Origin of the sequence: Kitasatospora sp. NPDC058162, assembly GCF_042884005.1 — a bacterium.
Classification (GTDB): domain Bacteria; phylum Actinomycetota; class Actinomycetes; order Streptomycetales; family Streptomycetaceae; genus Kitasatospora.
In genome coordinates, this window is record NZ_JBHVUS010000016.1 from 123,056 (window position 1) to 146,702 (window position 23,647).

Here is a 23,647-nt window from a genome sequence, read left to right on the forward strand (position 1 = left end):
GTGACTACCGGGGACCGCCGGGGATTCAGAGGCGGTCGGCGTGCAGAGCCATCTGGGACATGGCGCGCTGGGCACGTTCCAGCACCACGGCCATCGAGTCACCCACATGGGCGTGCAGGGCCCGGTAGCCCTCGTCGAGGCGTCCGTCGCGGACGAGCTCCATGATCTCGATGTGCTCGGCGATGGTCGTCTCGACCCGGTCCTGGGTGAGGAAGTCGTACATCCGCACCTGGCGGATGCGCTCGCTGACCGCCACCAGGGCATCGGTGAGCGCGGGGTTGCCGGAGGCGCGGGAGAGCTCGGCGTGGAAGCGCTCGTCCTGCACGACGAACCGCGGGTCGGGCGCCGGCGGGTTCTCCCGCATCGCGTACCAGCGGTCCAGCTCGGCCGTGATGACCGCCGGGTCGTGCTTGATGGACGGGTCCTCGATCGCCCGCGCGACACCGCGCAGTTCCAGGGTGACCCGCAGCTCGTAGAAGTCCTTCAGCCGCGTCAGGTTGGGGATGGTGACGAAGAAGCCGCCGTCCCCGCGCTCGATCAGCCCGTCGGACGCCAGCCGCGCCAGCGCCTCGCGCACCGGGGTCCGCGACACCCCGAACCGGGCCGCCAGCCGCACCTCGGCCAGCCGCTCGCGCGCACCGAACCCACCGTCGAGCACGGCCGCGCGGAGCTGCGCGTAGACCGTCTCCCGCAGTGCGGGCGCGGGCGCAACTCCAGTAATCGGCGCGGCAGTTGGTGCGTCAGCCGACATGGCGGTCGAGGGCGTATACAGCTCTGCATCCATGAGCGGACACGCTAGGAACCGCTTGTTTCCCCAAGGGTCCGCGCGGCGTGAACGGCTCGTTACCGGAATCTCACCGTCGACTCCGCCTCGGCCCGCCGATCGCTCACGGCCGCGGCGACGCCAAGCACCGGACGACCCCGGCCAGCCGTACTCGTTCGTTGCCGCGCCGGAAGCCGGGCGGACGTCGTGGAGATCGGTCCTGGACGCTGTACAGCCGGCAGCCCGGCGCCGCTCCGCCCGCCGCCACCACGGGCCGGCTCCGCGACGTGGTCGGCCGGTTGATCGAGGCCGGGCAGTGGCACGACGGCGATCCGGAGATCCTTGTCGTCCTCAACGCCGGCTACGACGCCCGAGCATCGCCTACCTGCTCGACGGCCTGCCGGTGCAGGTCCTGGGTCGGGCCGCCTGGCTGGACCCCGACGGGCCGCTGTCGGTCATCGAGGGCAACCGTGATTCGCCTGACCGTCGAGAAGCTGCCCAGCCGCGGGGTGAACCGGCCGGCCTGGCTCTGGTGGTCACGCACCGGCGTCACCCTGGCCTGCATCAACCGCTGCTGGCAGTCGTTCCTCCAGGTCTTGCACCTGGTGCAGCCGGAGTCGGTCGCCGGATCACGAGGGGCACACGAGGCTGCCCTCGACCGCGACGGGAATGGATTCGACCGCCAGGCCGGCCACCGGGACGACGGTGTCGACGGAGTAGAAGCGGTTGAGGGCGACACAGCTATCGTGTCGCATGCAGGCTGGACACCCTGAACCGGACGGGACATGAACCACTACTGGACTGGCGAGGCCCCCTGGGTGCACCACCTGGAGGAGGATGCCCGGCGCTCCTCGTTCCTCTTGCCGCCCTCAGGGACCAGCTACGTGGCCTGGCTGGACGGTGCCGAGATGGGCAACGAGCAAGGACTCTTCGAACAGATGAGTGTCCGCCTCAGGTTTCCGGTCTACTTCGGCTGGAACTGGAATGCCCTCTCGGACTGCCTTCGCGACTTGAAGTGGGTGCCCGCTGATCACTACCTGATCATCATCGAGCGTTCAGCACTGATGCTGCAGGAGTGTGCCGAGGATCGCGAGACCCTTCTCGGGATTCTCAATACTGCAGGTCGACGCTGGGGGCGCGAGATGGATCAGTCTGGCAAATCGTTCAATTCGCTGCTGCTGTAGGCGCTGTGGCACCAATGGTGACGCCTCGCGTCTGCTGTTGGGCGGGGACAGCTCTTCGAAGTAGCCGCAGGCAGATGATCGAATACGCGAGTTGAAGTCAACACCGTTGCGTTTACTGGCGACGGCGTGATGCAAGTCCGTCTTCCATGGCGTGGATCTCGACAGAAAGGGTGTAGGTCTGGGCGGTAGGTCTGGGCGGTTTGCGGGTGTTTTCCTGCGTTCGGCCCGTACTTGCTCGTTGGGTTCTTGCGGCTGTGGGCCTTGACGCGCTGGCGCCGCGCGGAGGAGCGCACGAGGAACCGTGCGCCGGTCGCGGTCACTTCGCGCAGGAACTCCACGGCGTCGAAGGCGGCGTCGCCGAGCAGCATCGAGGCATCCAGGCAGCTCAGCAGGCGGCGCGCGTAGGGAAGTTCACCCTCGTCCTCGGGGTCGAAGCAGGCGGCGAGTACGGCCCGGGTGCCGCACTCGGCCACCACGAGCAGGCGCAGCAGCGGGTAACCGAACTCCAGCAATCCGCCGACGCGCTTCGGGTAACGCCAGGTGACCTGCTCGTCGTCGGGCACGCGCAGATGCGTGCCGTCCAGCACCACGGTCCGCAGCCCGCGGTAGAAGGACCCGGCCTGGCCGCAATCGGCGACCGGGCCCGCGAGGACCTCGAACAGGCGGCGCAACGGGACCGCTCCCACCCGCCGTCGGGCTCTGGCCGGCGACGATGCAGCCGGGCGGACAGGGACGAGTACGTCACGGGCTGCGGTGAGCTTGCCCCGCACCGCGCGGTAGGAGCACTGCTCGAACAGGCCAGGGCCAGGGCCAGAACAAAGGACACCACGACCCGGGACGGCAGTAGCCGAAGCCGCTTCTCGCGTGCCCCGGTCTCCTCCAGCACCGCGTCGACCAACGCGAGTCCACGATCCGGGTCAGCTCGCCCAGATGCCCAGGCGCATGGACACCTGCGGCTGTCTCGATGGCGCGGGTGATGGCAGACTTCTCCCGCAACGGGACCCCTGTGCTTGATCGACTCTCGTCGCCGATTGTTGATCTACAGGCGTCCCGTTGCCTCGTTCAGCCCCTTGACCTGCGTCCTCACACGTAATTGCAACGGTGTTGCAGTCATCAGCCTCATGACATCGGATTGTCTGAGGCAGGGCCCGAAGGCGAGGGGGACGGGGACGCCCGGAGGAGCGCGAGAAGTCGGCCGGTCCGACTTCTCGCGCGGGCATGAGGGGCAACGGAAGGCCGAGCAGCGGTTGGCGTCGGCACGGTAGCGTTGGTGACCATCTGTCATGTCAGTTCGAAGGAAGCGAGGTTCACCATGGCCAGGGTGCGAGTTCCGGTGATGGCGGGGGTCCTGCTCGCTCTGGCCGCCGTGGCCGGGTGTTCCAGTGAAGGTTCACCGAAGGCGGTCGGCCCGACGGAGGCGATACCCGTCGCCCCGACAGTCAAGGTGACCGTGACGGACTTCCCGACCCGGTACCCCATCCTGCCGGCCCCGACGCCCACCCTGACCGCCCCGGTCGTGGATCCGTCGATCGTCCTCGGGGGCTCCCTCAGGGCGTATCTGCCCACCGAGGAGACCGTCCCGTCGGGTTGGACCCTCAAGAGCAAGTACGGCCCCAGCACCCCGTCGGACAGCGGAAAGCAGGTGCTCTCCGCCACCACGGGGTTGGGCCCCACGGCGCCGTGCAGCGTCATGAACAACCTGACGGTGCTGGACGGCTACGCGGCGTACGCCCGCCAGGACATAAGGTCCACCGACGGCGAGCACGCCGCCGTGGTGACCGTGGCCTCCTTCCGCGCCGGCGACGCGGCGAAGCAGCTGGGTGTGATCAGGGACTTCGCGGCGCGCTGCCCGTCGTTCACCGAGAAGGGCACGGGCCAGGGCCACAGCGATATCGAGATACGCCTCGTCGCCAAGCCGGTGGCCGGACTGGGCGACGAGGCGCTGGACTTCAAGATGCTCCCGGAGGGGGGCTACCTGGGCACCGAGACGATCCTCGTCCGCATCGGCGACCGAGTGCTGGAGCTCCTGGTCAACTCCGGCAAGTCAGGGGAGTTCCCTGACGCGGTGTCGCTGGCACGGGAGTTGGCCAGGCCCGTGAAGTAGTCGGTCGGTCGCCGTGGGGGTTGGCGGGGGCGGGGAGGGCGAGTTCGCACCAGGTGGTCATGCCGATGTGGCCCTCGCCGCGCGGGTGCGCGCCCCAGGAGGTGGCGAGGGCTGCGACGAGTTCGAGGCCCCGGCCGGACTCGTCGTTGGGGGAGCGGCGAGGGCGCGGTAGAGCGTGGAGCGGCCGATACCGTGATGCCGGGCGATGGCTGTGATGGGCTTGCTCGCGTCGCGTCGTCGGAGCGCGACGGCGAGCTGGTCGTCATCGAGTGCCGGTGGCCGGCCGCCGTGCTTTCCGTTCGCCGCGGCGGTGTCGAGTCCGATCAGGGTGTGCTCGTGGATGAACTCGCGCTCGACCTCGGCCATGGCGGGGTCTGTACGGTGACCGGTGCATCTCCCGATCAAGCACGACCTGCGCGCGCATTCGGCCCGGGTAGGCGGTCTTGTGACCGTAGGCCGCCTTCTTCAGCCGGTGGCGCTCGGCGGCGGTCAGCACGATCGGGACGGCGGCAGGCCGATCACGAGAAGTGGATCAAGACGGTCCGCTGGCTGCCGTATCCGGGCAGACCTCGTGAACAACGTCCATCCGGAGGACCGGGCGCGATCGCAGTCGCAGGTACGGCCCCGGAGTGTGCCCGGTCCCCACAGGCCGGGACTCGGGGATCGGCGTCAGCTCCATCGCGATCGAGTGGTGAGGGTCCGTCAGCCCCGATCAGCTCTGACGAGTTCGAGGACCTCATCGTGCACGCGACCGTTGGTGAACAGGGCCGCGCCCGTGGAGATACCGCGGTCACCATCCAGGTCGCTGAATCTGCCTCCGGCCTCCTCCACGATCGGGACCACGGCAGCGATATCCCAAGGGCCGGCCTTCAGGTGGAGAAAGACGTCCACGACGCCCGCCGCGACCAGCAGCGCACCGTGGCAGACTCCGTCCCAGTCCGACAGCGATCCCCCCTTGGCGCAAGCGGCTACCACCCTGGCACCTGCGGCCTGATGCTGCGGAGTGAGCTGGCTGGTGGGGGGCCAGATTGCCACCATGGCCTGGTCAAGGGTTGCGGTTGAGGTCACAGCAAGAGCCTCGCCGGGACCGAGACGCCCGTCGAGGCAGGTGCCGGTCCACGCCCCCGATGCCCGTGTCGCCCACCAGCGTCGCTGCATCGCCGGCGCGGAGACGATGCCGGTGAAGACCTCGCCGCCATCATCAGCGGCGATCAGGGTGCTCCAGCAGGGATCCCCCGCAGCAAAGTTGCTGGTCCCGTCAATCGGATCGATCACCCAGCGCCGAGCTGACGCCCCATAGGCGCCGGACTCCTCTCCGAGGAAGGTGTCGTGCGGGCGGGCGTCATTGAGAAGGCTGCGAATCGCCTGCTCGACCTCGTGATCGGCCACAGTGACAGGGCTGCCGTCGGGCTTGATCGTCGTCGGCACTGCACCCGCCGAAAAGTGACGAAGGGAAATTCCGTCAGCAGTGTCTGCCAACTGGTGCGCAAGTTGCAGCTCGTTGATCGATCTCATACGTACGGGAGTGTAGAGAGATCCATACGGCGAGGCCAGCGGAGCCCCGCAGGCGGAAGACCGCTACAACGCCATGGCACAGCCGTTCCAATGGAGGTTCGCCACCTCCGACCTGGATGATCTGCTGGCCCGACTCGACCGGCACACACTCACCGACCAACACCCAGAATCCTCCGCCGCCCGGGCCACATGATCAACCCCCGAAGGACTTCGAGTGCCGACCACTAAGATCAGCTCCATCCAGATCCTCTGACGAACCGACGGAGCGGGCCCCGAACGGAAATTCGCCCGGCCGTATCGCCGCAGGTTCCCGCGCCACTTCGGTCGCCGGCGAATCCTGCTGCTGTTCCAGGTCTTCAGCCGCACCCACGACAGCGCGCGGGACGAGGCGGCGTTCTCGAGTACGCCGTCGCGGCCGAGGGCGTCGGGCTGGTCGTGCCGCTGTGATTCCGGGGGTGGGTGCCGGTCCGTCAAGCAGGGGTGATGGAGGGCGACTCGCCTGACGGCGGCGGAGTGGCCGGTTGGCCTTGATGGAAGGTCAGGGTCGTTGTAGTACCGTCGAGTTGAGGCGATGAGATCAGGCAATCTACCACGGCCGGGGTGACCGGTTCCGCTGCGGACAGGGCCCAGAGTCGGATCGCCTCGCCGGGCCGGAGCCACAGCGGCAGCCGCAGCCGGCCGCCCGGGTCCCGGTCGGTGGGCCGCGGTGGTCCGGCGGTCGCGGGAGCCAACCACAGGTCGATCGGGAGGCCGGTGTCCCCGGCTCGCGCGGTGACCGCGGACAGTTCGGTCGCGGTGTGCGCGAGGAGGAGGAACGCCGCCGTGACGTGTCGGTCGGGCGCCAGCCGCTCGAGCAGGGCCCGTTCGTCCAGGGGCCCGCGGGCGGCGCGGAGCTCGGCGACCTTGCCCGGCGGAAGGGAGCCGGGCTCGTCCAGTTCGAGGAGCCACAGGTTCCCGGTGCCGTCGCGGGCGGCCAGCCAGCTGTCCCCGGCCGCCAGCGCGGTGACCTCGCCGTCGAGGACGACGGTGTGGATCGGGTCCGGCGTCCCAGGGTGCCAGAGCAGGAGTCGGCCGTCCGCGCCCCCGGAGACCAGTCGGCTGCCCACGCCCGCGAGCGCGGTGACCGCGCCCGCATGGCCGAGCAGCAGCTCGGTGGGCCCGGTGGGGGAGTCGAGGGGCAGGAGCCGGATCGTGCCGTCGGCGGTTCCGGTGGCCACTCGCATGCCGTCGACAGTCGTCATGGCGTTGACCGGGCCGGGGCCGCCGGGGAGGGCACGGACCTGTTGGGCCGTCCCGGGGTAGAACAGGTGGACGTGGCCGGCCTCGGTCCCGGCGGCGACCATGCGGCCCACGGGGGCAAGCGCCGTGATGCGGGACGGGAGTTCCACCTCGGCCGTCGTCTCGCCGGTCAGCCGCAGCTGTCGGCCCAACGACGTCGCGAGTATCCTGTTCGGCAGCCAGGTGAGCCGTTCCACCCTCGCCAGGTCGGTTTCCCGGAGCCACTCCGGCACACCGATGGTCCTGTCGCGTTCCGGGCTGCCCATGTGGACGCGCCCGTCGGTGTCCAGCACGGAGGACCACAGCCCGTCGGTCGAGACCGACATGGCAGCCGGCCGGTACCCCGGCATCTCGAGCCCCTCGGCGGAGCCGTTCCGATTCACGATCATCAACGTCGGGCCCTGCCCGGCCAGCGCGCGGTCTCCCGCGATGGCCAGGCAGCCGAGGCCCTCGCGGGGCGATCGGGGTGCGGACGACAGGGCCCGGAGCTCGACCGAGCCGTCGCCGCACAGCACCGCGTACTCATTGCCTGCCACGCTGGCCGACCGGATCCCGCCGGGGAAGCCGCGCACGACCTGCCAGGCCGGACCACCGTCCGACGGCCAATGCCGTACCGTGCCGTCGGCGCTCCAGGAGAGGATTCCGTGGGACGTCTCGCGGCAGCCCGTCACCGCCTCCTCGTGGCCGGTGAGCACCTGGGCGTCGCCGCCGCTCCCGCCCCAGACGCGCAGCGTGCCGTCGGCCGAGGCGGAGACCACCCGTCCGTCCCGCAGTTCGGTGAGGGCCAGGACGGGCCCCTCGTGACCGGACCGGCGGACGACGGGGGAGCGCCCCGCAACCCTCGGGTCCCACCACCGGACCCACCCGTCGTCGCCGCCCGTGACGAAGCCGACCCCGGTGTCGACAAGTTCGACGCAGCGGACAGCACCCCGGCCGTCCGTGAACACGCGTGCCTGGTCGCGGTCTGCGTCCCAGAGCCGGACGGTGCCGTCCTCGCCCGCGGTGAGCAGCGCCTGGTGCCCCGTGGCGGCGGTGACTCGCGCGCCGTGGCCGGTCAGCAGCCGGCTTCGCCCCGACCCGGCCGAGGGGAAGTACTGCACCGTGCCGTCGGCGGCGGCCATGACCGCGCCGGCCGTGGTCGCGGCGGCGAAGTCCACCGTCAGGGCGAGCCGTCCGAGGGTGGTGATGTTCAACTTCGAGGGCCCGTCGAGGGCCACCGCGATGACCTCGTGATCGCTCCAGGCGACGATGCGATCGCCCGGGCCGGCCACCGCCCCCCGCAACGGGCCGCCGGACACCTCCTGCGTGACCCGGGGGTCGGGGCGCTGCGCCGTGGTCGGGGTCAGCAGGACGAGACTGCCGTCGGCGTCCAGCAGGGCGGCGGCGAGGTAGCGGTCGTCCTCGTACCGGACCGGGACGGATACTCGTGCGATCTGCTGTTCGGTGAGGAGGTGGGAGACGCGGAGCGGCGGCCGCGCCAGGCTCTCCGTGAAGAGCTCGTCGAACCAGCCCGCTGGGGGCGCCTGGGCGCGCAGCCGGTCGTACAGGCGTGTGGCGAAGACGGCGGGCGGTGTCTGCGCCGTGGCCAGTGCGTGGACGGCCTGGCGGACATGGGCGACGGCCGGATTGCCGGTCCGGTCGGCCACCTCGGCGAGATCGGCCGTGAGGCCGGTGGGATCGTCGGCGTAGCGGGCCCGCAGGTACCTGAGGTTGAGGCAGAGGCTGACGGCGGTCAAGGGTCTGTCGGCCTCCAGGAAGTGGTGGACGGCTGCCGCCCGCCTCGTTCGCGAGGCGAGTTCGACGGCGAGCGGCGTCGGGGGCCCGGGGGTGAGGTCGGCCAGGCGCGTGTGGGCGATCCACACTCCGGTGCCGTCGGCGTCGAGTTCCCGGAGCCGCTCCCCGACCGAGGGGTCGGTGAGGTGGACCACCTCGTCGAACGCCGACGGTTCGACGAGGTGGGTCTCCGTGCACGCGCCCTTGAACTGCTGCCACGCATCCGGTTCCCGGGGAAGGCGGGACGACCAGGTGCAGTCGGCCCAGGTGTTGCGTCCGTCGGCAGCCGCGAGCACCAGCAGCCACCCCGTCGGATCGAAGTCGAAGTATGTGCTGAGGAAGGAGAGTTGGGATGACCAGCGCGTGGTCAGGGAGGGTGGGATGTCGTCGACCTCGACCGATTCGGCGGGGCGGCGTCGCAGCCACCCGAGCAGCCGGTCGAGCCGGCCCGGCAGTGCGTCCACCAGCTCGATGAGTTCCCGACCGTCGTCGCCGAGCGGGACGGCGAGCGCCCGGTCGACCTCGGCGCGGTCGCGCGCGAGCATGGCCCGGCAGACCTCCTGGTCGCCGGCCGAGGCGAGGGGGACGAGGTGGATCACCTCGGCCCCTCGCCCGACGTCCGGAAGGGTCCAGGACCGGCTCGCGGTCCGCACCCCCACCAGGCGGCGCACCCCGCGGGGGAGTTCCTCGGGCACGGGCAGCGGCGGCCCGAAGCCCAGCCGGCGGTGCTCGTCCTCCACCAGACCGTCGAGCATGATCACCAGCGGACGGGCATGGAACGCCCCCGAGGCCGCCATCCTGCGCAGGCGCTTTCCGAGGTCGGCCGGGTCGGACCCCGGTCCCGCGACCAGGTCTTCATCGAAGTCCGGGTACTCCGCGCGGAGTTGGGCCAGCAGTGAAGCCGTGACGCGACCCGGTTCGTCGCGTTCGGGCGGCCCCGTACCGTAGAAGTGCTCGATCACCGTGGTGCCCAGGGCCCGCAGTTCGTCGGTGGCGGCGACCATCACCGTCGACTTCCCGCAGCCGGGCGGCCCCCACACCACGATCCAGGACAGGCCGAAGACCGCTCCCATCAGCGCCAGGCGCAGGTCCGCCAGCTCCGTCGTCCGGGCGAGGCAGGGCCGCAGTCGCGCCTTGACGGCCGCGTGCCACGGTTCGTCGAACCCGGCCGTCCGATAGGCGGGTTGGAGGCGGTACGCCAATCCCGACAGGAATGCCAGGGTGACCGCAGAGGTCCCGGTCTCCACCCGTACGGGGACACCGGGGGTGACGCCCACCCGGACGCTTCTGGCCCGTGCGCCGTCCTGCCAGCGCACCTCGACCACCAGGGGGTCGGTCTGCGGCACCCCCTCCAGCAGGAGCGCGTCCGGGCTGGTCGCGCTGCCGGTCGCGCCGAGCACCACCGCCCCGTCGAGCAGCTCGACGTACAGAACGGTGGTCGGCAGGGCGTCGAGCAGCCAGGGCAGCCACGCCTCGCCCTCCTCCGGGGTCAGACGGTCGCTGACGTCCCCGGCCCGGCCGTCCAGCAGGGCCCCGGCGGCGACCCGCGCGGCCCGGGACGCCGGTGTCGCGGCGATCTCGGTGGGGAACCGAGTGAGGGCGCCCAGCAGCCAGCGGGCGGTGTTCCTCCGGTCCTGGGGCCGGGTCGTCTGCCGGGCCAGTTCGGCCACGCCGGCGAGCACCAGCTCCTCGATCTGCTCTCGCGCGTCGGGCGGTCGGGTGGCATCGAGGTGGTTCAGCCGTTCCTCCAGCCGGAGCGACCAGTGCGCGTCGCGGTGTGCCGTGCGCAGGAGCCGCCATGCCTCGTCCAGCAGCCGGGCGTGGGCGGGCGCCGCGAGTTCGCGGCGCAGCAGGCGGGCCACCGGCGGGTCCAGCGCGATCGCGGTGACGTCCCGGGCGGCCACCAGGTCGCTGAAGTAGAGGTCGGCTTCGGCGTCCGCACCGGCGCCGGGGAGCAGCAGTCGCAGGCTGCGCAGCAGTGCCGGCTCCACCCGTACGGCCAGTGAGCAGGTCAGGGCCAGGTCGGCCGCGGAGGGGCTGGCCCGGCGCAGCTCGGCGATCCGCGCGGCCGTGGTCATCGGGGGCTCCGCAGCAGTGCGGCCGCGCGGTGGGCGGCCCGGCGTGCCTGGCCCACTTCGGTGGCTCGGTCCCAGGTGACGACGGCGAAGCGGTGGGCGGTCCAGTCGGGCCGTCGGTCGGGCGGATAGGGCACCAGGAGGATCAGAGGGCAGCCTGCCGAGTGCACCGTCCGGGCGAAGGCGGACCACTCCTCGTAGGCGTCGGGGGCGGTGTCCGTGGCGATCCCCAGGTCGGTCGCGACGAGCACGGCGCGGGGAGGCTGCGGCGGCTGGTACGGCTTCTCGCCCTTCCCGTCCGGCAGCGGAATCACCGTGTTCGGCGTGTCGGAGAACCGCATCGCGGTGACGTCGTCCTGTCCGACGACCCGCCTGGTCCGCCCGACCAGCAGGCGCAGATCCCGGAGGAACGGGCGCATCGACGGGCCCATGTCCAACAGCAGGTCCAGGCCGGCCCGGGGGGTCCTGGTCGTGATGAACGGGATCTCCCGGATCGGCTGACGGTTCGTCAGATAGTCGAGGGTGTGAGGGATGTCGATCTCCGCGCCGGGCCGTTCGACGGCGGCGAGTTCGGCGATGATCGCCCGCTGGTGACCGGCCCGGAACAGCTCGGCCTCCAGCCGGGCCACGGCCGACAGTTCACCGGGTGCCAGCTCCGCGAGCAGCTCGGTCACCGACTTCCGGATCTGCCGGGGTGGCAGGGGCGAGGCGGGCAGCTGCTCGGCGGCGATCGAGCGGGTTGGCCGGGGGTCGTCGCCGGCCACCCGGACCGCCGAGCCGTCCTCGGTGTCGCGCCTGCTCCTCCTGCGGCCGGTGGGGGCCTGCGTCGGCGCCGGCTCGGGCGGGGGCAGCCAGGGAAGAGGGGACTCGGGTGGTTCGGGTGCGGGGACTTCGGGGCCGAGGCCGAGCAGCGCGGCGGCCCGGGCCAGGACGCCCGGTGTGCCGGGACGCAGCTGGGCGGCGACGCGCACCAGGTCTCCCAACGCGTTCGGCGGGCGCCGCGCCGGGGTGCGGGGCCGATCGGTGGGGGGTGGCCCGGTCATGGCTGGTCCAACCCGGAGTGCTTCTGTCCGATGGCGGCGACGACACGCCCCCAGAGCTCGTCTCCCGGCCGGATGCCGGTGCCGATCGACGCCGCGATGGCGTCCAGGTACTCGGCGATGCTGACCGGCAGCTCCTTTTCCGGGGCAGGCCCGCCGTCCCCGATGCCGGGCATGGAGAGCAGCACGTCCGAGAAGAGACCCTCGTCCGCGCGCCGGTCCGGGAAGTGCGCACGGGCGATGTCGTCGAGCCGCTCGGGGGTGGGCTGTTTCAGTTCGAGGACGACGCAGCGCCGCAGGAAGGCCTTGGGGAGATCGCGTTCCTCGTTGGTGGTGAGCACGACCAGCGGAGCCGTCGTCGCCTCGACGAGCGGGCCGTCCTCGCGGCGGAAGCAGTACGAGCCGAGCGGCTCCAGGAGGTCGTTGGGGACGTCCGGATCCGCCTTGTCGATCTCGTCCAGCAGGACGACGGCCTCGGCGGCGCCGGGTGTGCCCTCGTTGGGATCCGGCAGCACGGTGCGCCCCCGGGGCCCCGCTCCGCCCCGGCGCCGCCCAGCGCGAGCGGTGGGTCCGAGGCCCCGGTGTCGGGCCGAGTCCGGCTCGAAGGCCCACCAGAGGACACCCGGCACCACGTAGTGAGGGCGGGGCCCGGCGTGCCCGGTCGAGGCGTCGGAGAGCCGGGCCACCTCGTCGACGGTCCACAGGAGGTCCCTGGCCCGGGTGCGGGAGGAGACGGTCGTGCGGTAGAAGCGACGCCCCAGGTGCCGGGCGACGTTCGGGGCCAGGGAGGACTTCCCGGTGCCGGGGAGCCCGCGGACCAGCAGGGGGCGTCCGGTCGCCAGCGCGACGTTCACGGCGAGCACGATGTCGTCGTCGTAGACGTAGACCTGGTCCATGGTCCGGTCGCCGATCCGGTCGCCGCTCGGTTCGCCGGCCGCTGGGGTGGGGGGCTGCAACGGCGGATCGAAGACGCGTCGGTAGTCCTGCTCCCCGGTCATCTCTTCGCCGCCTTCTTGAGCTGGTACTTCATGTCGCAGTACCACAGCGCCGCGCGTTCCTCGTCCTCGGACGGCAGCGACGCGGGCAGGTGTACCAGGCCTGGGAAGCCGCTCGGCCCGGGTGTCAGGCTCGAGGCGAAGATCGCGAACGTGCAGCCCGGGAACTCCTGCCGCAGCCCGCGCAGCAGTCCCTCGTCCTGGCTGGCCGCCCCCGTGGGCAGCAGCAGGAGTAGCTCATCGGCCTGGGCGAGGGCGTCATCGCGCCTGCGTTCCCACATCTCCAGAACCTCCGCCCTGTCGTCGCTGTCGACGGGGGTCAGACGGGTGAGCAGCTCCGCCCGGATCGAGTGCAGCAGTCGCGCCGGCAGCCCTGTCCCGGGGTCGGTCTCGGTGTCGCCCTCGGCGTCGGGCGTGATGAGTGCCACGACCTCCCAGTCGCCCTGCGAAGCCGCGCGGCCGACGTACATCTCCCCGGTCAGCCGGTTCGTGCAGGGCACGTGGACGATCCGCGGGTTCTCGGCCCTGCGCTCCTTGGCGAGCAGGGCCGCGCCGTGCGGCTCGACCCACGGCCGTTCCCGCACCCAGGCGCAGCAGGCCGTGGCATCGAGGAGCCGTCGGACGGGAACGCCCTTCCCCTTGACATTGATTTCGGCCAGGTGCTTGAGCGGGTCCCGGAGCTGCTGCAGCTGGAGGTCTATGAGTTTCAGGGCCAGGTCCTCGGCGGAGACGGCCGGCGGGTACACACCTTCCAGCACCTCCAGCGTGCTCCGGCGCCACTCGGGCTTCGCTGCGGCGAGCGCGTCCGTGATCCGGGTGAGGACGCGGCCGAACCGCCGGTGCAGCGCCTCGCGGCTGTCGACCGTTGCCGTGGCCTCGCGGTTCCGCCCCGCGAGCTCGTAGTCGGGGAAGGCACCGAGGACGGCTTCGGTGGGCAGCAGGACCGCGCCGCCGTCCCAGTCGCGGGCGCGGGTGAGCTTGATGATGCCGACCACGACGCCGCGGTCCAGGTGGATGGCCGCGGCCCCGCTGGAGCCTGGCTGCACGTGGTGGCCCTTGGTCAGGAAGAGCCGCGGGCCACCCCCAGGCGTTCGCGTGCTGTCGTACCGCATCACCATGCCCTCCTGCATGGGCCCGCCCTCGACCAGCGGCCAGCCGTAGGCGAACAGCTCGTCGTCGAGGGCCGGCTCGAGATCGAGCAGTTCGATGCAGCCGTGCTTGGGCACCGGCTCGTCGTCCGTCCCCACGCTGAGCAGGGCGACATCGGGGGTCTCGTAGTTGGACGTCACGTTCTGCGGTTTCCGTTCGAGCACCTGCGCGGGGAGCTCCCAGCCTTCCCAGAGCACGTAGGCCTCGGTGTTCGGCGGGACGACGTGTGCGGCGGTCAGCACCCAGTTGTCGGTGACGAAGAACCCCGTGCCGGTCTTCTTCTCCGTTCCGTCCGCGCGGCGCGCGGAGACCCGCACCGTCGCGGCCAGCAGAGCCCCGCGATGGTCGTCACGCTTGCTGCGGTACTGCGGTTCCACGAGTGGCGCTCCGGGCGGTCAGCCGCCCCATTCCAGGGTGATCTTGATCGCCGCCTCGCCGGCCGCGTTGACGAACAGCGAGGTCATCGTGCCGCTCTTCACGGCCACCTTGACGCCGAACTCTACGGCCGCCTTCTTCGGTTTCGCCTGCTCCAGCGCGTGCTGGAAGGATTTCGCGAGCTTCGTCACGGTGTCCATGACCGGCTCGAAGTCGGGGAGTCCGCCGGCTACGAGCGCCTCCCCGCCGCCCCTGCCGCCGTCCAGGTCGATGGCCTCGACGAGTAACGTTCCGCCACCCGGAGCCATGACCTCGATGTACTGGGTTTCGTTCGCCATGATCCACCTCCGCCGGGCCCGGATCGTATGCGGGGCAACGGTGCGACCGTTCCTCCTCCACCGTAACCTTCCGGGGCCGGCCCGGTCCCGCCGAGCCGGGGCGCCGGCAGCTTCATAGGGAGGGCGCGGGCGAGGACGGGCCCGGCGGCACAGGGCGGGCCCGGCGTTGCTCCGAGATGCGGGTGAGCGTCTCCAGGGGTCGGGTGAGCACCTCGGAGAACGCCAGTTCGGCGGCGCCGATCAGGACGGTGTCACCGCCGAGTTCGCTGACCCGCAGCCGCAGGTTCTCGCGCACCGCGGCAAGGGCGTTGGTGTTGATCCGGCTGCGCATCTGTGCGGCGGATCCGAGGAAGACGTCCCGGAGGGTGCCGCCGAGGATGACCAGCTCCGGATCGAAGAGGTTGGCGAGGTTCGCGATGCCGATGCCGAGCCAGTCCGCGACGCGGTGCAGAGCCGCACGCGCGGTGACGTCTCCGCGGTCGGCGGCGCTGACCACCGACCGTACGGCGTCGACCCCGGTGACGCGGCCGTCCCGACCGGCGGCTTCCAGGAGGGCGCGTTCACCGGCCTCGGCTTCCAAGCAGCCGTGGGCGCCGCAGCCGCACGGCCGTCCCTGGTACGGGTTGACGTTCATGTGGCCGATCTCGCCGGCGTATCCGCGTTCGCCGCGCAGGAGTTCACCGTCGGTGATCACTCCGGCGCCGATCCCGATCTCGCCGTGCAGGTAGACGAGGTTCTGGCTGCCGCGGCCGATGCCGCGCCGATGCTCGGCGAGCGCGCCGAGATTGGCTTCGTTCGCGACGAGGACCGGGACGTCCAGGCGGAGCCGGTCGGCGAACGCACCGGCGAAGTCGATGCCCTTCCAGCCCATGTTGGGAGTGAGGCTGACCAGCCCGTCGGGGTGGCGGACGATGCCGCGCACCGCGACGGCGACGCCGACGCACGAACTGCCGACCGGGGTGCGCGCCAGCATCTCGTGGGCGAATCCCGCGAGGATGGCGGCCACCCGGGCGGGGTCCTGCGGGTGCCTGTCGGGCCATGGGCACTCGCGCCGGTCCAGGAACACGCCGCCGAGTCCGATCAGGGCCGCCGACAGGCGCTCGACGCCCACGTCCACCGCCAGGACGTGCACGCGGGTGGACTCCGGCTTCACGACCAGCGAGGGCCGCCCGGCCCGGCCGGTCTCCTGCGGCAGCTCCTCGCGGACCAGGCCTGCCGCCGTCAGATCGCCGACCAGGCCCAGGATGGTGCTGCGGTTGAGGCCGAGCCGGGTCGCCAGGACGGCTCGCGAGGTGGGCCCGTCGAAGTGGACGTGGCGCAGCAGGGCACTCAGATTGTGCTGGCGGACCTCTTCCTGGGAAGGACCGGCTTTCATGGCTGGCGACCCTCATCGTCGGAATGGGCTCATCGTCGGACTGAGCGGCGGCGGGACATGGCGTCCACGCCGGCGGCCACCAGCAGAACCGATCCCGTGACAGCGTACTTGACGCCTGAGGAGTAGCCCATCAGGCCCATGCCGTTCTGGATCACCGCGACGACCAGGCCGCCGAGCACGGCGTCGACGACGCGGCCGCGACCGCCGAACAGACTCGTGCCGCCGATGACGGCGCTGCCGACGGCGAGCAGCAGGACGTTGCTCCCACCGGTGTTGGGGTCCACGGAGTTACCCCGGGAGGCGGCGATGACGCCGCCGACGGCTGCCAGGCTGGAGCAGATGACGAAGGCGGCGGTCCGGATGAAGGCGACGTTGATCCCGGCCCGGCGGGCGGCCTCGGCGCTGCCGCCCACGGCGTAGATGTGCAGGCCGAAGCCGGTCCGCTGCAGGGTGAACGTCCCGAGCAGGAGGAGCGCCCCGATCACGGGCACGATGATGGGCACGCCCTTGAGGGAGCTGACGAGGACGTTCCGGCTGCGCTCCTGGTTGAGCAGGTACACGGCCGCGCCCCCGAGCACGACGACGGCGCCGGTCCGGACGGCGAGGAGCGCCACCGGGGTTCCGGCGAGGCCCCGGCCGATCCGGTCGCGGCTGCGGCGCAGTTGCAGGGCGGCGTAGCCGACGGCGCAGCCGGCCAGCAGGACCCAGCCGAGGACGGGGCTGAGGTTGTCGTTCGCGATGGCCAGGATGGTCGGGTCCTTGACCGAGACGTTCGTGCCTTCCTTGAGCAGGATCAGGACGACGCCCTGGAAGCCGAGGAACGCGGCCAGCGTCACGACGAAGGAGGGGATGCCGACCTTGGCGACGAGCGTGCCGATGAGCAGGCCGATGACCGCGCCGGTCAGCATGGCGGCGGCCACCGCGGCGTACCAGGGCCAGCCGTGGTTCGTCAGCAGGATGGCCAGGACCGCGGCGCAGACGCCACTGGCGTACCCGGCCGACAGGTCGATCTCGCCGAGGAGCAGGACGAAGACCAGCCCCATGGCGATGGCGATGCTGCCCGAGCTCTGGGTGAGCAGGTTGGCGAAGTTGAGGTCGGACAGGAAGACCGGGCGCAGCACGGCGAAGAACACGCACAGGACGACCAGGCCGGCGACGGCGGGGAGGGCGCCGAGCTCGCCCGCGCGCACCTGGTCGAGGTAGCCGCGGCCGATGTCCGCCAGGCGGGCGGTCGGGGACCGGCCTTCCTCGGAGTCGCCGGACCGCTCCGGCCGGTCCGGTCGTTCGGGCTTCCGGGGGGCGAGGGCGGCGGTCATGCGGCGGCTCCGTTGGGGGTGGTCCGGGGGCCCGGGTCGCCGCTGCGGCCCGAGGTGATCAGTTCGACGACCTGTGCGTGCGTCACGTCGGAGGCCTTGACCTGAGCGGCCATCCGGCCGAGGTGCAGCGCGGCTATCCGGTCGGAGACCGCGAAGACGTCGTTCATGTTGTGCGAGATGAGCACGACGGCCAGGCCGTTGTCGGCCAACCGGCGTACGAGTTCCAGGACTTGCGCGGTCTGGGCGACGCCCAGGGCCGCGGTGGGCTCGTCGAGGACCACGAGCTTGCTGTTCCACAGCACCGCCTTGGCGATGGCGACGGTCTGGCGCTGCCCGCCGGAGAGGCTGGAGACCTTCTGGCGAAGGGACTTGACCGTGCGCACCGAGAGTCCCCGGAGCGTGGCGGCGGCCATCTCCTCCATGGTCGAGTCGTCGAGTACCAGGCCGCGGCGCTTCTCCCGCCCCAGGAACATGTTCTGCACGATGTCGAGGTTGTCGCACAGCGCGAGGTCCTGGTAGACGATCTCCACACCGAGCGCGGCGGCGTCGCGCGGGCTGTGCACCTGGACCGGCCGACCGGCGAAGAGGTAGTCGCCGGCGTCGATGGGGTGGATGCCGCCGATGCACTTGACCAGCGTCGACTTGCCCGCGCCGTTGTCGCCGACGAGTGCGGTGACCTCGCCCGCGTGGGCGCTGAGCGCGATGTCGTGCAGGACCTGGACGGGGCCGAAGCTCTTGTCGATCCCGCGCAACTCGAGAGTCGGTGTCTCTGTCATGGGTGAGGCTCCTGGGGATTGGCGGGGTGGGCCCCGCGCCGCCGGCGGCGCGGGGCCCACTGGTACGGCCGGCGCTCGCCCTCGCGCTTACGGCCGAGGCGCTCGCGCTACTTGATGCCGGCCTTCGTGCACAGCGCGTCGTAGTCGCCGGTGCACAGCTGCGCCTTGGTGACGAAGCCGTCGTTGATGACGTCCTGGATGTTGTTCTTGACGATGGCCTCGGGTGTCAGCAGCGCCGCCGGGACGTCGCGGTTGCCCGTCGGGTCGTGGACGGTGGCGCTGGTCTGCCCCTTCTTGCCGCCGGCCAGGTCGACCGCGAGGGCCGACACCGCGTCGGCCTCCTTCTTCACGGCCTTGTAGACGGTCATGCACTGGTCGCCCGCCAGGATGTTCTGCAGGCCCTGCACCGTGGCGTCCTGGCCGGTGATCGGCACCTGCCCGTTGCGGTGGTTCTTGCGCAGCACGGCGATGGCCGCGTCGGCCAGGCCGTCGTTGGCCGCGAGCACCCCGCCGATGTTCGGCGCACTGGTGTTCATCTGCTCGAAGATCGTCTGCGCCTGGGCGCTGTCCCAGTCGGGCACCGACTGGTTGGGGCCCTTGGTGTACTCCCCGGAGGCGTACAGCGGGTCCAGCACGCTGTTGTAGCCGGCGGCGAACAAGGTGGCGTTGTTGTCCGTCGGAGAGCCGTTGAGTTCGGCCACCACGGGGTTCTTGGCGCCCATGTCGCTCAGGCACTTCGTCAGGCCCTGCCCCTGGAGCTTGCCGACCTGGGTGTTGTCGAAGCTGACGTAGTACTGGGCGGAGCCGCCGAGGGTGAGCCGGTCGTAGTCGATGGTGGCCACGCCCTGGGACTTGGCCTTGTCGAGGACGGCCTTGCCGGTTCCGCTGTCGAGGTTGACGATGATCAGCACGTTCACGCCACTGGTGATCATCTGGTCGGCGATCGTCTGGAACGCCTGCTTGTCGCCCTCGGCGTTCTGGATGTCGTAGTCCACACCGGCGGCCTTGAAGGCCGCCGCGAGGTACGGCCGGTCCGCGGTCTCCCAGCGGACGGACGACTTGCTGTCCGGCAGGATCACGCCGATCTTCGGCTTCTTGGCGCCCGCCGAGCCGGAGCCGGAGCCGGGGCCCGAGGAGCTGCAGGCGGTGACCGTGGAGAGCAGGGTCGCTGACAAGGCGGCAGTGGCGAACAGGAGCCCCTTGCGCATGGGCAGGGTCCTTTCGAGGCGTGTCCGACCTGTGCCGGACGTGCGTTGTCCGATGAAGGGTGGGGATGGGCACGAGCACGGAGCGGGGGCGGGGAAGCAGCCGGCCGCTGTTTGTTGCCTGCGACAACATACGTCCTGCGATGAGGTCCGCCAAGCCCTCCCGCCGACCCGCGTGCGTAACGATCGAGTCACCGGAACCCGGCCACGGCGTCGAGTGACCCGAGGAGGGCGAGGGCGAGGACGCGACGCCGGTGTCGGCTCCGTGCAGTAGCGGCACAGCCGCCGCCCGCGCCGCAACCCGGGCGCGGCCGTCCGGATGACAGCGCGGCCGCGCGGGCGCAAGGTGGAGGAAGGGCGGCGCGGGTACGGCGCATCGGCCCCGGGGGCCGCGCCCGCCGCCCGACCCGACAGCCCGACGACCCGACAGCCCGACAGCCAGACGACCCGATACACACCTGAAGGGTCGGCCCGACACCGCCGGGTGGCGGACGCCCCTGGGGTCCGGCAAGGGGAACGCCGATGACGAACCAACGACCGAGCAGCCGTGCCCCCGTGGACGCCCCCGTGGACGGCGGCCCGTCCGCCGACGAGTACGCCGACGTGGTCGTGGTCGGCTCGGGATTCGGCGGCTCGGTGGCCGCCTACCGCCTCGCCCAGGACGGCCGGTCCGTCGTCGTGCTGGAACGGGGCAAGCCCTACCCGCCGAACGGCTTCGCCCGCTCCCCGGCCGCCATGGCCCGCAACTTCTGGGACCCGAGCGAGGGCCTGCACGGCCTGTTCGACGTCTGGTCCTTCCGCGGCCTGGAAGGCGTCGTCTCCAGCGGTCTGGGCGGCGGCTCGCTGATCTACGCCAACGTCCTGCTGCGCAAGGACGAGAAGTGGTTCGTCCACGAGTCGCCGCTGCCCGGCGGCGGCTACGAGGACTGGCCGATCGGCCGCGCCGACCTCGACCCGCACTACGACCGCGTGGAGCGGATGCTCGGCGCCACGCCGTACCCGTACCCGGACACGCCGAAGACGGTCGCGATGCACGAGGCCGCGGACCGGCTCGGCCTGTCGGTGGAGCGGCCGCCGATCGCCGTCACCTTCGCGTCCCGGCCCGGCGGCCCGCCGGTCCCCGGCGCGCCCGTCCCGGAGCCCGCGTACGGCAACCTGCACGGCCTGCCCCGCAGCACCTGCCGGCTGTGCGGCGAATGCGACGTCGGCTGCAACTTCGGGGCCAAGAACACCCTGGACCACACCTACCTGTCGGCCGCCCGGCACCACGGCGCCGACCTCCGCACCCGCTGCGAGGTGCGCGGCTTCGCGCCGCGGCCCGGTGGCGGCCACGAGGTCCGCTACGTGGTGCACGACCCCGCCCGCGAGGGGCACGTCACCGCGACCGACCGCCTGCCCGTACGGCGGATCGCCTGCGAGCGCCTGGTGCTGGCGGCCGGCACCTTCGGGTCCACCTACCTGCTGCTGCGCAACCGGGCCGGGCTGGCCGGCCTCAGCCCCGCCCTGGGCACCCGGTTCAGCGGCAACGGCGACCTGCTCGGGCTGGTCCTCAAGGCCACCGGCGGGTCGGCCGGGCAGGGCCCCCGCCGGCTGGACGCCAGTACCGGCCCCGTGATCACCAGTGCCATCCGGGTCGGCGACGAGCTCGACGGCGGCGGCTCGACGGGGCGCGGCTTCTACGTCGAGGACGCGGGCTACCCGGAGTTCGTGGGCTGGCTGGCCGAGGAGGCACAGCTGCCCGGCGAGGTGCTGCGGACCGTCGAGTTCGGCCTGGACCGGCTGCGGAACCGGTTCGGGAGCAGCCGGCAGAGCCACCTCGGCCGCCAGCTCTCGCGGCTGCTCGGGTCGGGCGCGTTCTCGCAGTCGGCGCTCCCGCTGCTCGGCATGGGCCGGGACGTGCCGGACGGTCGGATGAGCCTGGAGCAGGGCTACCTGGAGGTCGACTGGACGGTCCAGACCTCGATCCGGTACTTCGAGCGCGTCCGGTCGACGATGCGGGAGCTGGCCGAGGCGCTCGGCGGCGAGTTCGCCGACGACCCGCTCTGGTGGACGCACCGGGTGATCACCGTGCACCCGCTGGGCGGCGCCCCGATGGGCCGCCACCCGGGCGAGGGCGTCTGCGACGAGTACGGCGAGGTGTTCGGCGTCCCCGGGATGTACGTGCTGGACGGTTCGGCGCTGCCCGGGCCGGTGGGCGCGAACCCGTCGCTGACGATCGCCGCGTACGCGGACCGCGCCTGCGACCACATCCTCGCGCAGCACTCCGCGCGCCACGTCGGGGCCGCCGCCCCGATCTCGGGGGCCGCACCGGTTCCGGACGTGGCCGCGGTTCCGGAGCCCGTACCCGAACCAGTACCCGAACCTGCACCGGCGGCGCCGTCCACGAACGGCCACCGCGGCCGGACCAGCCTGTCCTTCACCGAGGAGATGAAGGGCTACCTCGCGCTGGGTGTCGCCGACCCCGGCCAGGGCCGGGCGCGCGGCCGCGCCCGGGACCAGCGCCTGATGTTCCGGCTCACCATCACCGCGCACGACGTGGACCGCTTCGTCGCCGACCCCGAGCACCCGGGCACCGCCGTCGGCTACGTCGACTGCGACACCCTCGGCGGCCGGCTCCCCGTCGAACACGGCTGGTTCAACCTGTTCACCCGGGACGCCGAGCCCGGCGGACGGCAGATGCTGTACCGGCTGCAGCTGCGCGACCCGGGCGGAAACCCGCTGACCCTCGTCGGGCACAAGGACATCCACGACGATCACGGCCTCGACGTGTGGCACGACACCTCGACGCTCTACTACCGGGTGCTCGCCGGGCACGTGCCCCCGGGCGGCGACGACACCGCGGCGGTGCTCGGCGCGGGGATCGTCGAGATCCTGGTCCGTGACTTCGTGCACCAGCTGACCACCTTCCGCACCGAGGGCCCGCACCCGGCGCTGGCCCTGGAGCGGTTCGGCCGGCTGTTCCTCGGCGAGCTGTGGGCCGTCTACGGGCCGCACCTCGCCCGGACCAAGGAGCCGGCATGAGGACGCCCGAGCTCCGCGGAGACGCCGGGCGGGTCGGCTTCACCCCACCGGAGCGGACCCGCGGGCCGACGCCCGGGCCGACGCCGGGGCCGACGCCGGGGCCGACGCCGGGGCCGACGCCCGGGAAGTCTGCCCGCGCGGCGGGGGAGGCGAGGGCGCGATGACCGCCACCTCGGCCGCGAGCCGGCCGACCACCCGCCGCGACCACGTCACCGAGGTCCGGCCGCTGACCGCGCTCGACGGCCGGCCGCTGACCCTGGTGCGCGTCCGGGGCCGCCACCCGCCCACCCGTGGACCGGTCCTGGTCGCGCACGGTGCCGGGGTGCGGGCCGAACTGTTCCGCCCGCCGTTGCCGCGGACCTTCGTCGACGCCCTGATCGACGACGGCTGGGACGTCTGGCTGCTCAACTGGCGCGCCTCCATCGACCTCCAGCCGGTGCCCTGGACGCTCGACCAGGCGGCCGCCTTCGACCACCCCGCCGCCGTCGCCCACGTCCTGGCCGCCACCGGCGCGCAGCGGCTCAAGGCCGTCGTGCACTGCCAGGGCTCGACCTCGTTCATGATGGCGCTGGCCGCCGGGCTGCTGCCCGAGGTGGACACCGTGGTCAGCAACGCCGTGTCGTTGCACCCCGTCGTCCCCGGCCTCTCCGCCTTCAAGATCGCCCGGCTGGCACCGCTCATCGCCCGCGCCCTGCCGGCCATCTCGCCGCGCTGGGGGGACAAGCCGGACGGTGTGCTCTCCCGGCTGCTGGTCGGGTTCGTCCGTGCGACCCACCCGGAGTGCCGCAACTCCGTCTGCCGGATGGTCAGTTTCACCTACGGCACCGGCTGGCCCGCCCTGTGGTCCCACGCGAACCTCGACGAGCCGACGCACGACTGGATCCGCGGCGAGTTCGCCGACGTCCCGATGACCTTCTTCGCCCAGATGAACCGGTGCATCCGGGCGGGTCACCTGGTACCGGTGGACGGCATCGCCGGCCTGCCGCGCTCCTTCGTCGACCGGGCGCCCGAGACCGACGCGCGGATCGTCCTGCTCGCCGGCGAGCAGAACCACTGCTTCCTCGCCGAGAGCCAGCAGCGCACCTTCGACTTCCTGCAACGGCACCGCCCCGGCCGCGACAGCCTCCACCTGCTGCCCGGCTACGGCCACCTCGACGTCTTCCTCGGCCGCCGCGCGGCGACCGAGACCTACCCGCTGATCCTCGAGGAACTGGCGAGCTGAGGCCGAGGCCTGACGATTCATCAGAATCGGGACGGACCCCTTCGGCGCGGGTCAAGATTGGGTAACGGGCTGGGGTTGGGGTTGTCGACCTGATTGTGAGCGCTAACAATCTGGTCCCAGGTGAAACACCGTCACCACGCCGC

18 protein-coding genes and 1 pseudogene are annotated in these 23,647 nt (G+C 71.8%); 4 read left to right on the top strand and 15 right to left on the bottom strand.

Annotated elements, in window-relative coordinates:
• Window positions 1-25 precede the first annotated feature (25 nt).
• Together ACFVXG_RS26525 and ACFVXG_RS26530 are read right to left on the bottom strand one after the other, a co-directional pair.
• On the bottom strand, window positions 26-784 hold the full coding sequence (locus ACFVXG_RS26525) for a GntR family transcriptional regulator (protein ID WP_387930924.1): 759 nt from the start codon (window positions 782-784) through the stop codon (window positions 26-28).
• A gap of 608 nt (window positions 785-1,392) precedes the next feature.
• Window positions 1,393-1,518: a hypothetical protein gene (locus ACFVXG_RS26530; protein ID WP_387930925.1), complete on the bottom strand. Its 126-nt coding sequence runs from the start codon at window positions 1,516-1,518 to the stop codon at window positions 1,393-1,395.
• 30 nt (window positions 1,519-1,548) lie between these two features.
• Between ACFVXG_RS26530 and ACFVXG_RS26535 the strand changes: the two genes are divergently transcribed.
• A complete protein-coding gene (locus tag ACFVXG_RS26535; RefSeq protein WP_387930926.1) occupies window positions 1,549-1,947 on the top strand; it encodes a barstar family protein in 399 nt (132 codons plus the stop codon).
• Here ACFVXG_RS26535 and ACFVXG_RS26540 read toward each other — a convergent pair.
• Window positions 1,911-2,618: a transposase gene (locus ACFVXG_RS26540; RefSeq protein ID WP_387930927.1), complete on the bottom strand. Its 708-nt coding sequence runs from the start codon at window positions 2,616-2,618 to the stop codon at window positions 1,911-1,913. The two genes, ACFVXG_RS26535 and ACFVXG_RS26540, sit on opposite strands and share 37 nt — an antisense overlap.
• 125 nt (window positions 2,619-2,743) lie before the next feature.
• A pseudogene (locus ACFVXG_RS26545) lies at window positions 2,744-2,845 on the bottom strand (transposase domain-containing protein); the annotation flags it as partial.
• Between the two features lie 552 nt (window positions 2,846-3,397).
• Between ACFVXG_RS26545 and ACFVXG_RS26550 the strand changes: the two are divergent.
• Window positions 3,398-4,051 (top strand): hypothetical protein, encoded by a 654-nt coding sequence (locus ACFVXG_RS26550; RefSeq protein ID WP_387930928.1) that lies wholly within the window; start codon window positions 3,398-3,400, stop codon window positions 4,049-4,051.
• Window positions 4,052-4,108: 57 nt separating this feature from the next.
• Here the strand turns inward: ACFVXG_RS26550 and ACFVXG_RS26555 are convergent, their stop codons facing one another.
• The 11 genes from ACFVXG_RS26555 to ACFVXG_RS26605 form a co-directional block, all read right to left on the bottom strand.
• Entirely contained in the window at window positions 4,109-4,417 is a 309-nt protein-coding gene (locus tag ACFVXG_RS26555) for a helix-turn-helix domain-containing protein (RefSeq protein ID WP_387930929.1), read from the bottom strand.
• Window positions 4,418-4,753: 336 nt separating this feature from the next.
• Complete coding sequence (locus ACFVXG_RS26560) at window positions 4,754-5,566, bottom strand: inositol monophosphatase family protein (RefSeq protein ID WP_387930930.1); 813 nt, start codon at window positions 5,564-5,566, stop codon at window positions 4,754-4,756.
• A gap of 470 nt (window positions 5,567-6,036) precedes the next feature.
• Window positions 6,037-10,695: a hypothetical protein gene (locus ACFVXG_RS26565; protein ID WP_387930931.1), complete on the bottom strand. Its 4,659-nt coding sequence runs from the start codon at window positions 10,693-10,695 to the stop codon at window positions 6,037-6,039.
• Window positions 10,692-11,735, bottom strand: a complete 1,044-nt coding sequence (locus ACFVXG_RS26570) for a hypothetical protein (protein ID WP_387930932.1) — start codon at window positions 11,733-11,735, stop codon at window positions 10,692-10,694. Before ACFVXG_RS26570 ends, ACFVXG_RS26565 begins: the two co-directional genes overlap by 4 nt.
• Window positions 11,732-12,730 (bottom strand): AAA family ATPase, encoded by a 999-nt coding sequence (locus tag ACFVXG_RS26575; RefSeq protein WP_387930933.1) that lies wholly within the window; start codon window positions 12,728-12,730, stop codon window positions 11,732-11,734. The genes ACFVXG_RS26570 and ACFVXG_RS26575 overlap by 4 nt, the downstream gene beginning before the upstream one ends.
• Window positions 12,727-14,253, bottom strand: coding sequence for a serine protease (locus ACFVXG_RS26580; RefSeq protein WP_387930934.1), 1,527 nt, complete (start codon window positions 14,251-14,253; stop codon window positions 12,727-12,729). The genes ACFVXG_RS26575 and ACFVXG_RS26580 overlap by 4 nt, the downstream gene beginning before the upstream one ends.
• A gap of 18 nt (window positions 14,254-14,271) precedes the next feature.
• Complete coding sequence (locus tag ACFVXG_RS26585) at window positions 14,272-14,589, bottom strand: CU044_2847 family protein (protein WP_387930935.1); 318 nt, start codon at window positions 14,587-14,589, stop codon at window positions 14,272-14,274.
• Between the two features lie 112 nt (window positions 14,590-14,701).
• A complete protein-coding gene (locus tag ACFVXG_RS26590) occupies window positions 14,702-15,964 on the bottom strand; it encodes an ROK family protein (protein WP_387930936.1) in 1,263 nt (420 codons plus the stop codon).
• Window positions 15,965-15,993: 29 nt separating this feature from the next.
• Window positions 15,994-17,280, bottom strand: a complete 1,287-nt coding sequence (locus tag ACFVXG_RS26595) for a sugar ABC transporter permease (protein ID WP_387930937.1) — start codon at window positions 17,278-17,280, stop codon at window positions 15,994-15,996.
• Window positions 17,277-18,056: an ATP-binding cassette domain-containing protein gene (locus ACFVXG_RS26600; RefSeq protein ID WP_387930938.1), complete on the bottom strand. Its 780-nt coding sequence runs from the start codon at window positions 18,054-18,056 to the stop codon at window positions 17,277-17,279. The genes ACFVXG_RS26595 and ACFVXG_RS26600 overlap by 4 nt, the downstream gene beginning before the upstream one ends.
• Before the next feature lie 107 nt (window positions 18,057-18,163).
• On the bottom strand, window positions 18,164-19,264 hold the full coding sequence (locus tag ACFVXG_RS26605; protein ID WP_387930939.1) for a sugar ABC transporter substrate-binding protein: 1,101 nt from the start codon (window positions 19,262-19,264) through the stop codon (window positions 18,164-18,166).
• Window positions 19,265-19,783: 519 nt separating this feature from the next.
• Between ACFVXG_RS26605 and ACFVXG_RS26610 the strand changes: the two genes are divergently transcribed.
• Complete coding sequence (locus ACFVXG_RS26610) at window positions 19,784-22,282, top strand: GMC family oxidoreductase (RefSeq protein WP_387930940.1); 2,499 nt, start codon at window positions 19,784-19,786, stop codon at window positions 22,280-22,282.
• Window positions 22,283-22,442: 160 nt separating this feature from the next.
• Window positions 22,443-23,504 carry an alpha/beta fold hydrolase gene (locus tag ACFVXG_RS26615; protein ID WP_387930941.1) on the top strand — a complete coding sequence of 354 codons (1,062 nt, stop codon included), beginning with the start codon at window positions 22,443-22,445 and terminating at the stop codon, window positions 23,502-23,504.
• Window positions 23,505-23,647 lie beyond the last annotated feature (143 nt).

What these genes read in the sequence shown, in the direction of transcription:
- ACFVXG_RS26525 (WP_387930924.1), bottom strand. Translation starts at nt 784, where the DNA reads ATGGATGCAGAGCTGTATACGCCCTCGACCGCCATGTCGGCTGACGCA.
- ACFVXG_RS26530 (WP_387930925.1), bottom strand. Translation starts at nt 1,518, where the DNA reads ATGCGACACGATAGCTGTGTCGCCCTCAACCGCTTCTACTCCGTCGAC.
- ACFVXG_RS26535 (WP_387930926.1), top strand. Translation starts at nt 1,549, where the DNA reads ATGAACCACTACTGGACTGGCGAGGCCCCCTGGGTGCACCACCTGGAG.
- ACFVXG_RS26555 (WP_387930929.1), bottom strand. Translation starts at nt 4,417, where the DNA reads ATGGCCGAGGTCGAGCGCGAGTTCATCCACGAGCACACCCTGATCGGA.
- ACFVXG_RS26560 (WP_387930930.1), bottom strand. Translation starts at nt 5,566, where the DNA reads ATGAGATCGATCAACGAGCTGCAACTTGCGCACCAGTTGGCAGACACT.
- ACFVXG_RS26565 (WP_387930931.1), bottom strand. Translation starts at nt 10,695, where the DNA reads ATGACCACGGCCGCGCGGATCGCCGAGCTGCGCCGGGCCAGCCCCTCC.
- ACFVXG_RS26570 (WP_387930932.1), bottom strand. Translation starts at nt 11,735, where the DNA reads ATGACCGGGCCACCCCCCACCGATCGGCCCCGCACCCCGGCGCGGCGC.
- ACFVXG_RS26575 (WP_387930933.1), bottom strand. Translation starts at nt 12,730, where the DNA reads ATGACCGGGGAGCAGGACTACCGACGCGTCTTCGATCCGCCGTTGCAG.
- ACFVXG_RS26585 (WP_387930935.1), bottom strand. Translation starts at nt 14,589, where the DNA reads ATGGCGAACGAAACCCAGTACATCGAGGTCATGGCTCCGGGTGGCGGA.
- ACFVXG_RS26590 (WP_387930936.1), bottom strand. Translation starts at nt 15,964, where the DNA reads ATGAAAGCCGGTCCTTCCCAGGAAGAGGTCCGCCAGCACAATCTGAGT.
- ACFVXG_RS26595 (WP_387930937.1), bottom strand. Translation starts at nt 17,280, where the DNA reads ATGACCGCCGCCCTCGCCCCCCGGAAGCCCGAACGACCGGACCGGCCG.
- ACFVXG_RS26600 (WP_387930938.1), bottom strand. Translation starts at nt 18,056, where the DNA reads ATGACAGAGACACCGACTCTCGAGTTGCGCGGGATCGACAAGAGCTTC.
- ACFVXG_RS26605 (WP_387930939.1), bottom strand. Translation starts at nt 19,264, where the DNA reads ATGCGCAAGGGGCTCCTGTTCGCCACTGCCGCCTTGTCAGCGACCCTG.
- ACFVXG_RS26610 (WP_387930940.1), top strand. Translation starts at nt 19,784, where the DNA reads ATGACGAACCAACGACCGAGCAGCCGTGCCCCCGTGGACGCCCCCGTG.
- ACFVXG_RS26615 (WP_387930941.1), top strand. Translation starts at nt 22,443, where the DNA reads ATGACCGCCACCTCGGCCGCGAGCCGGCCGACCACCCGCCGCGACCAC.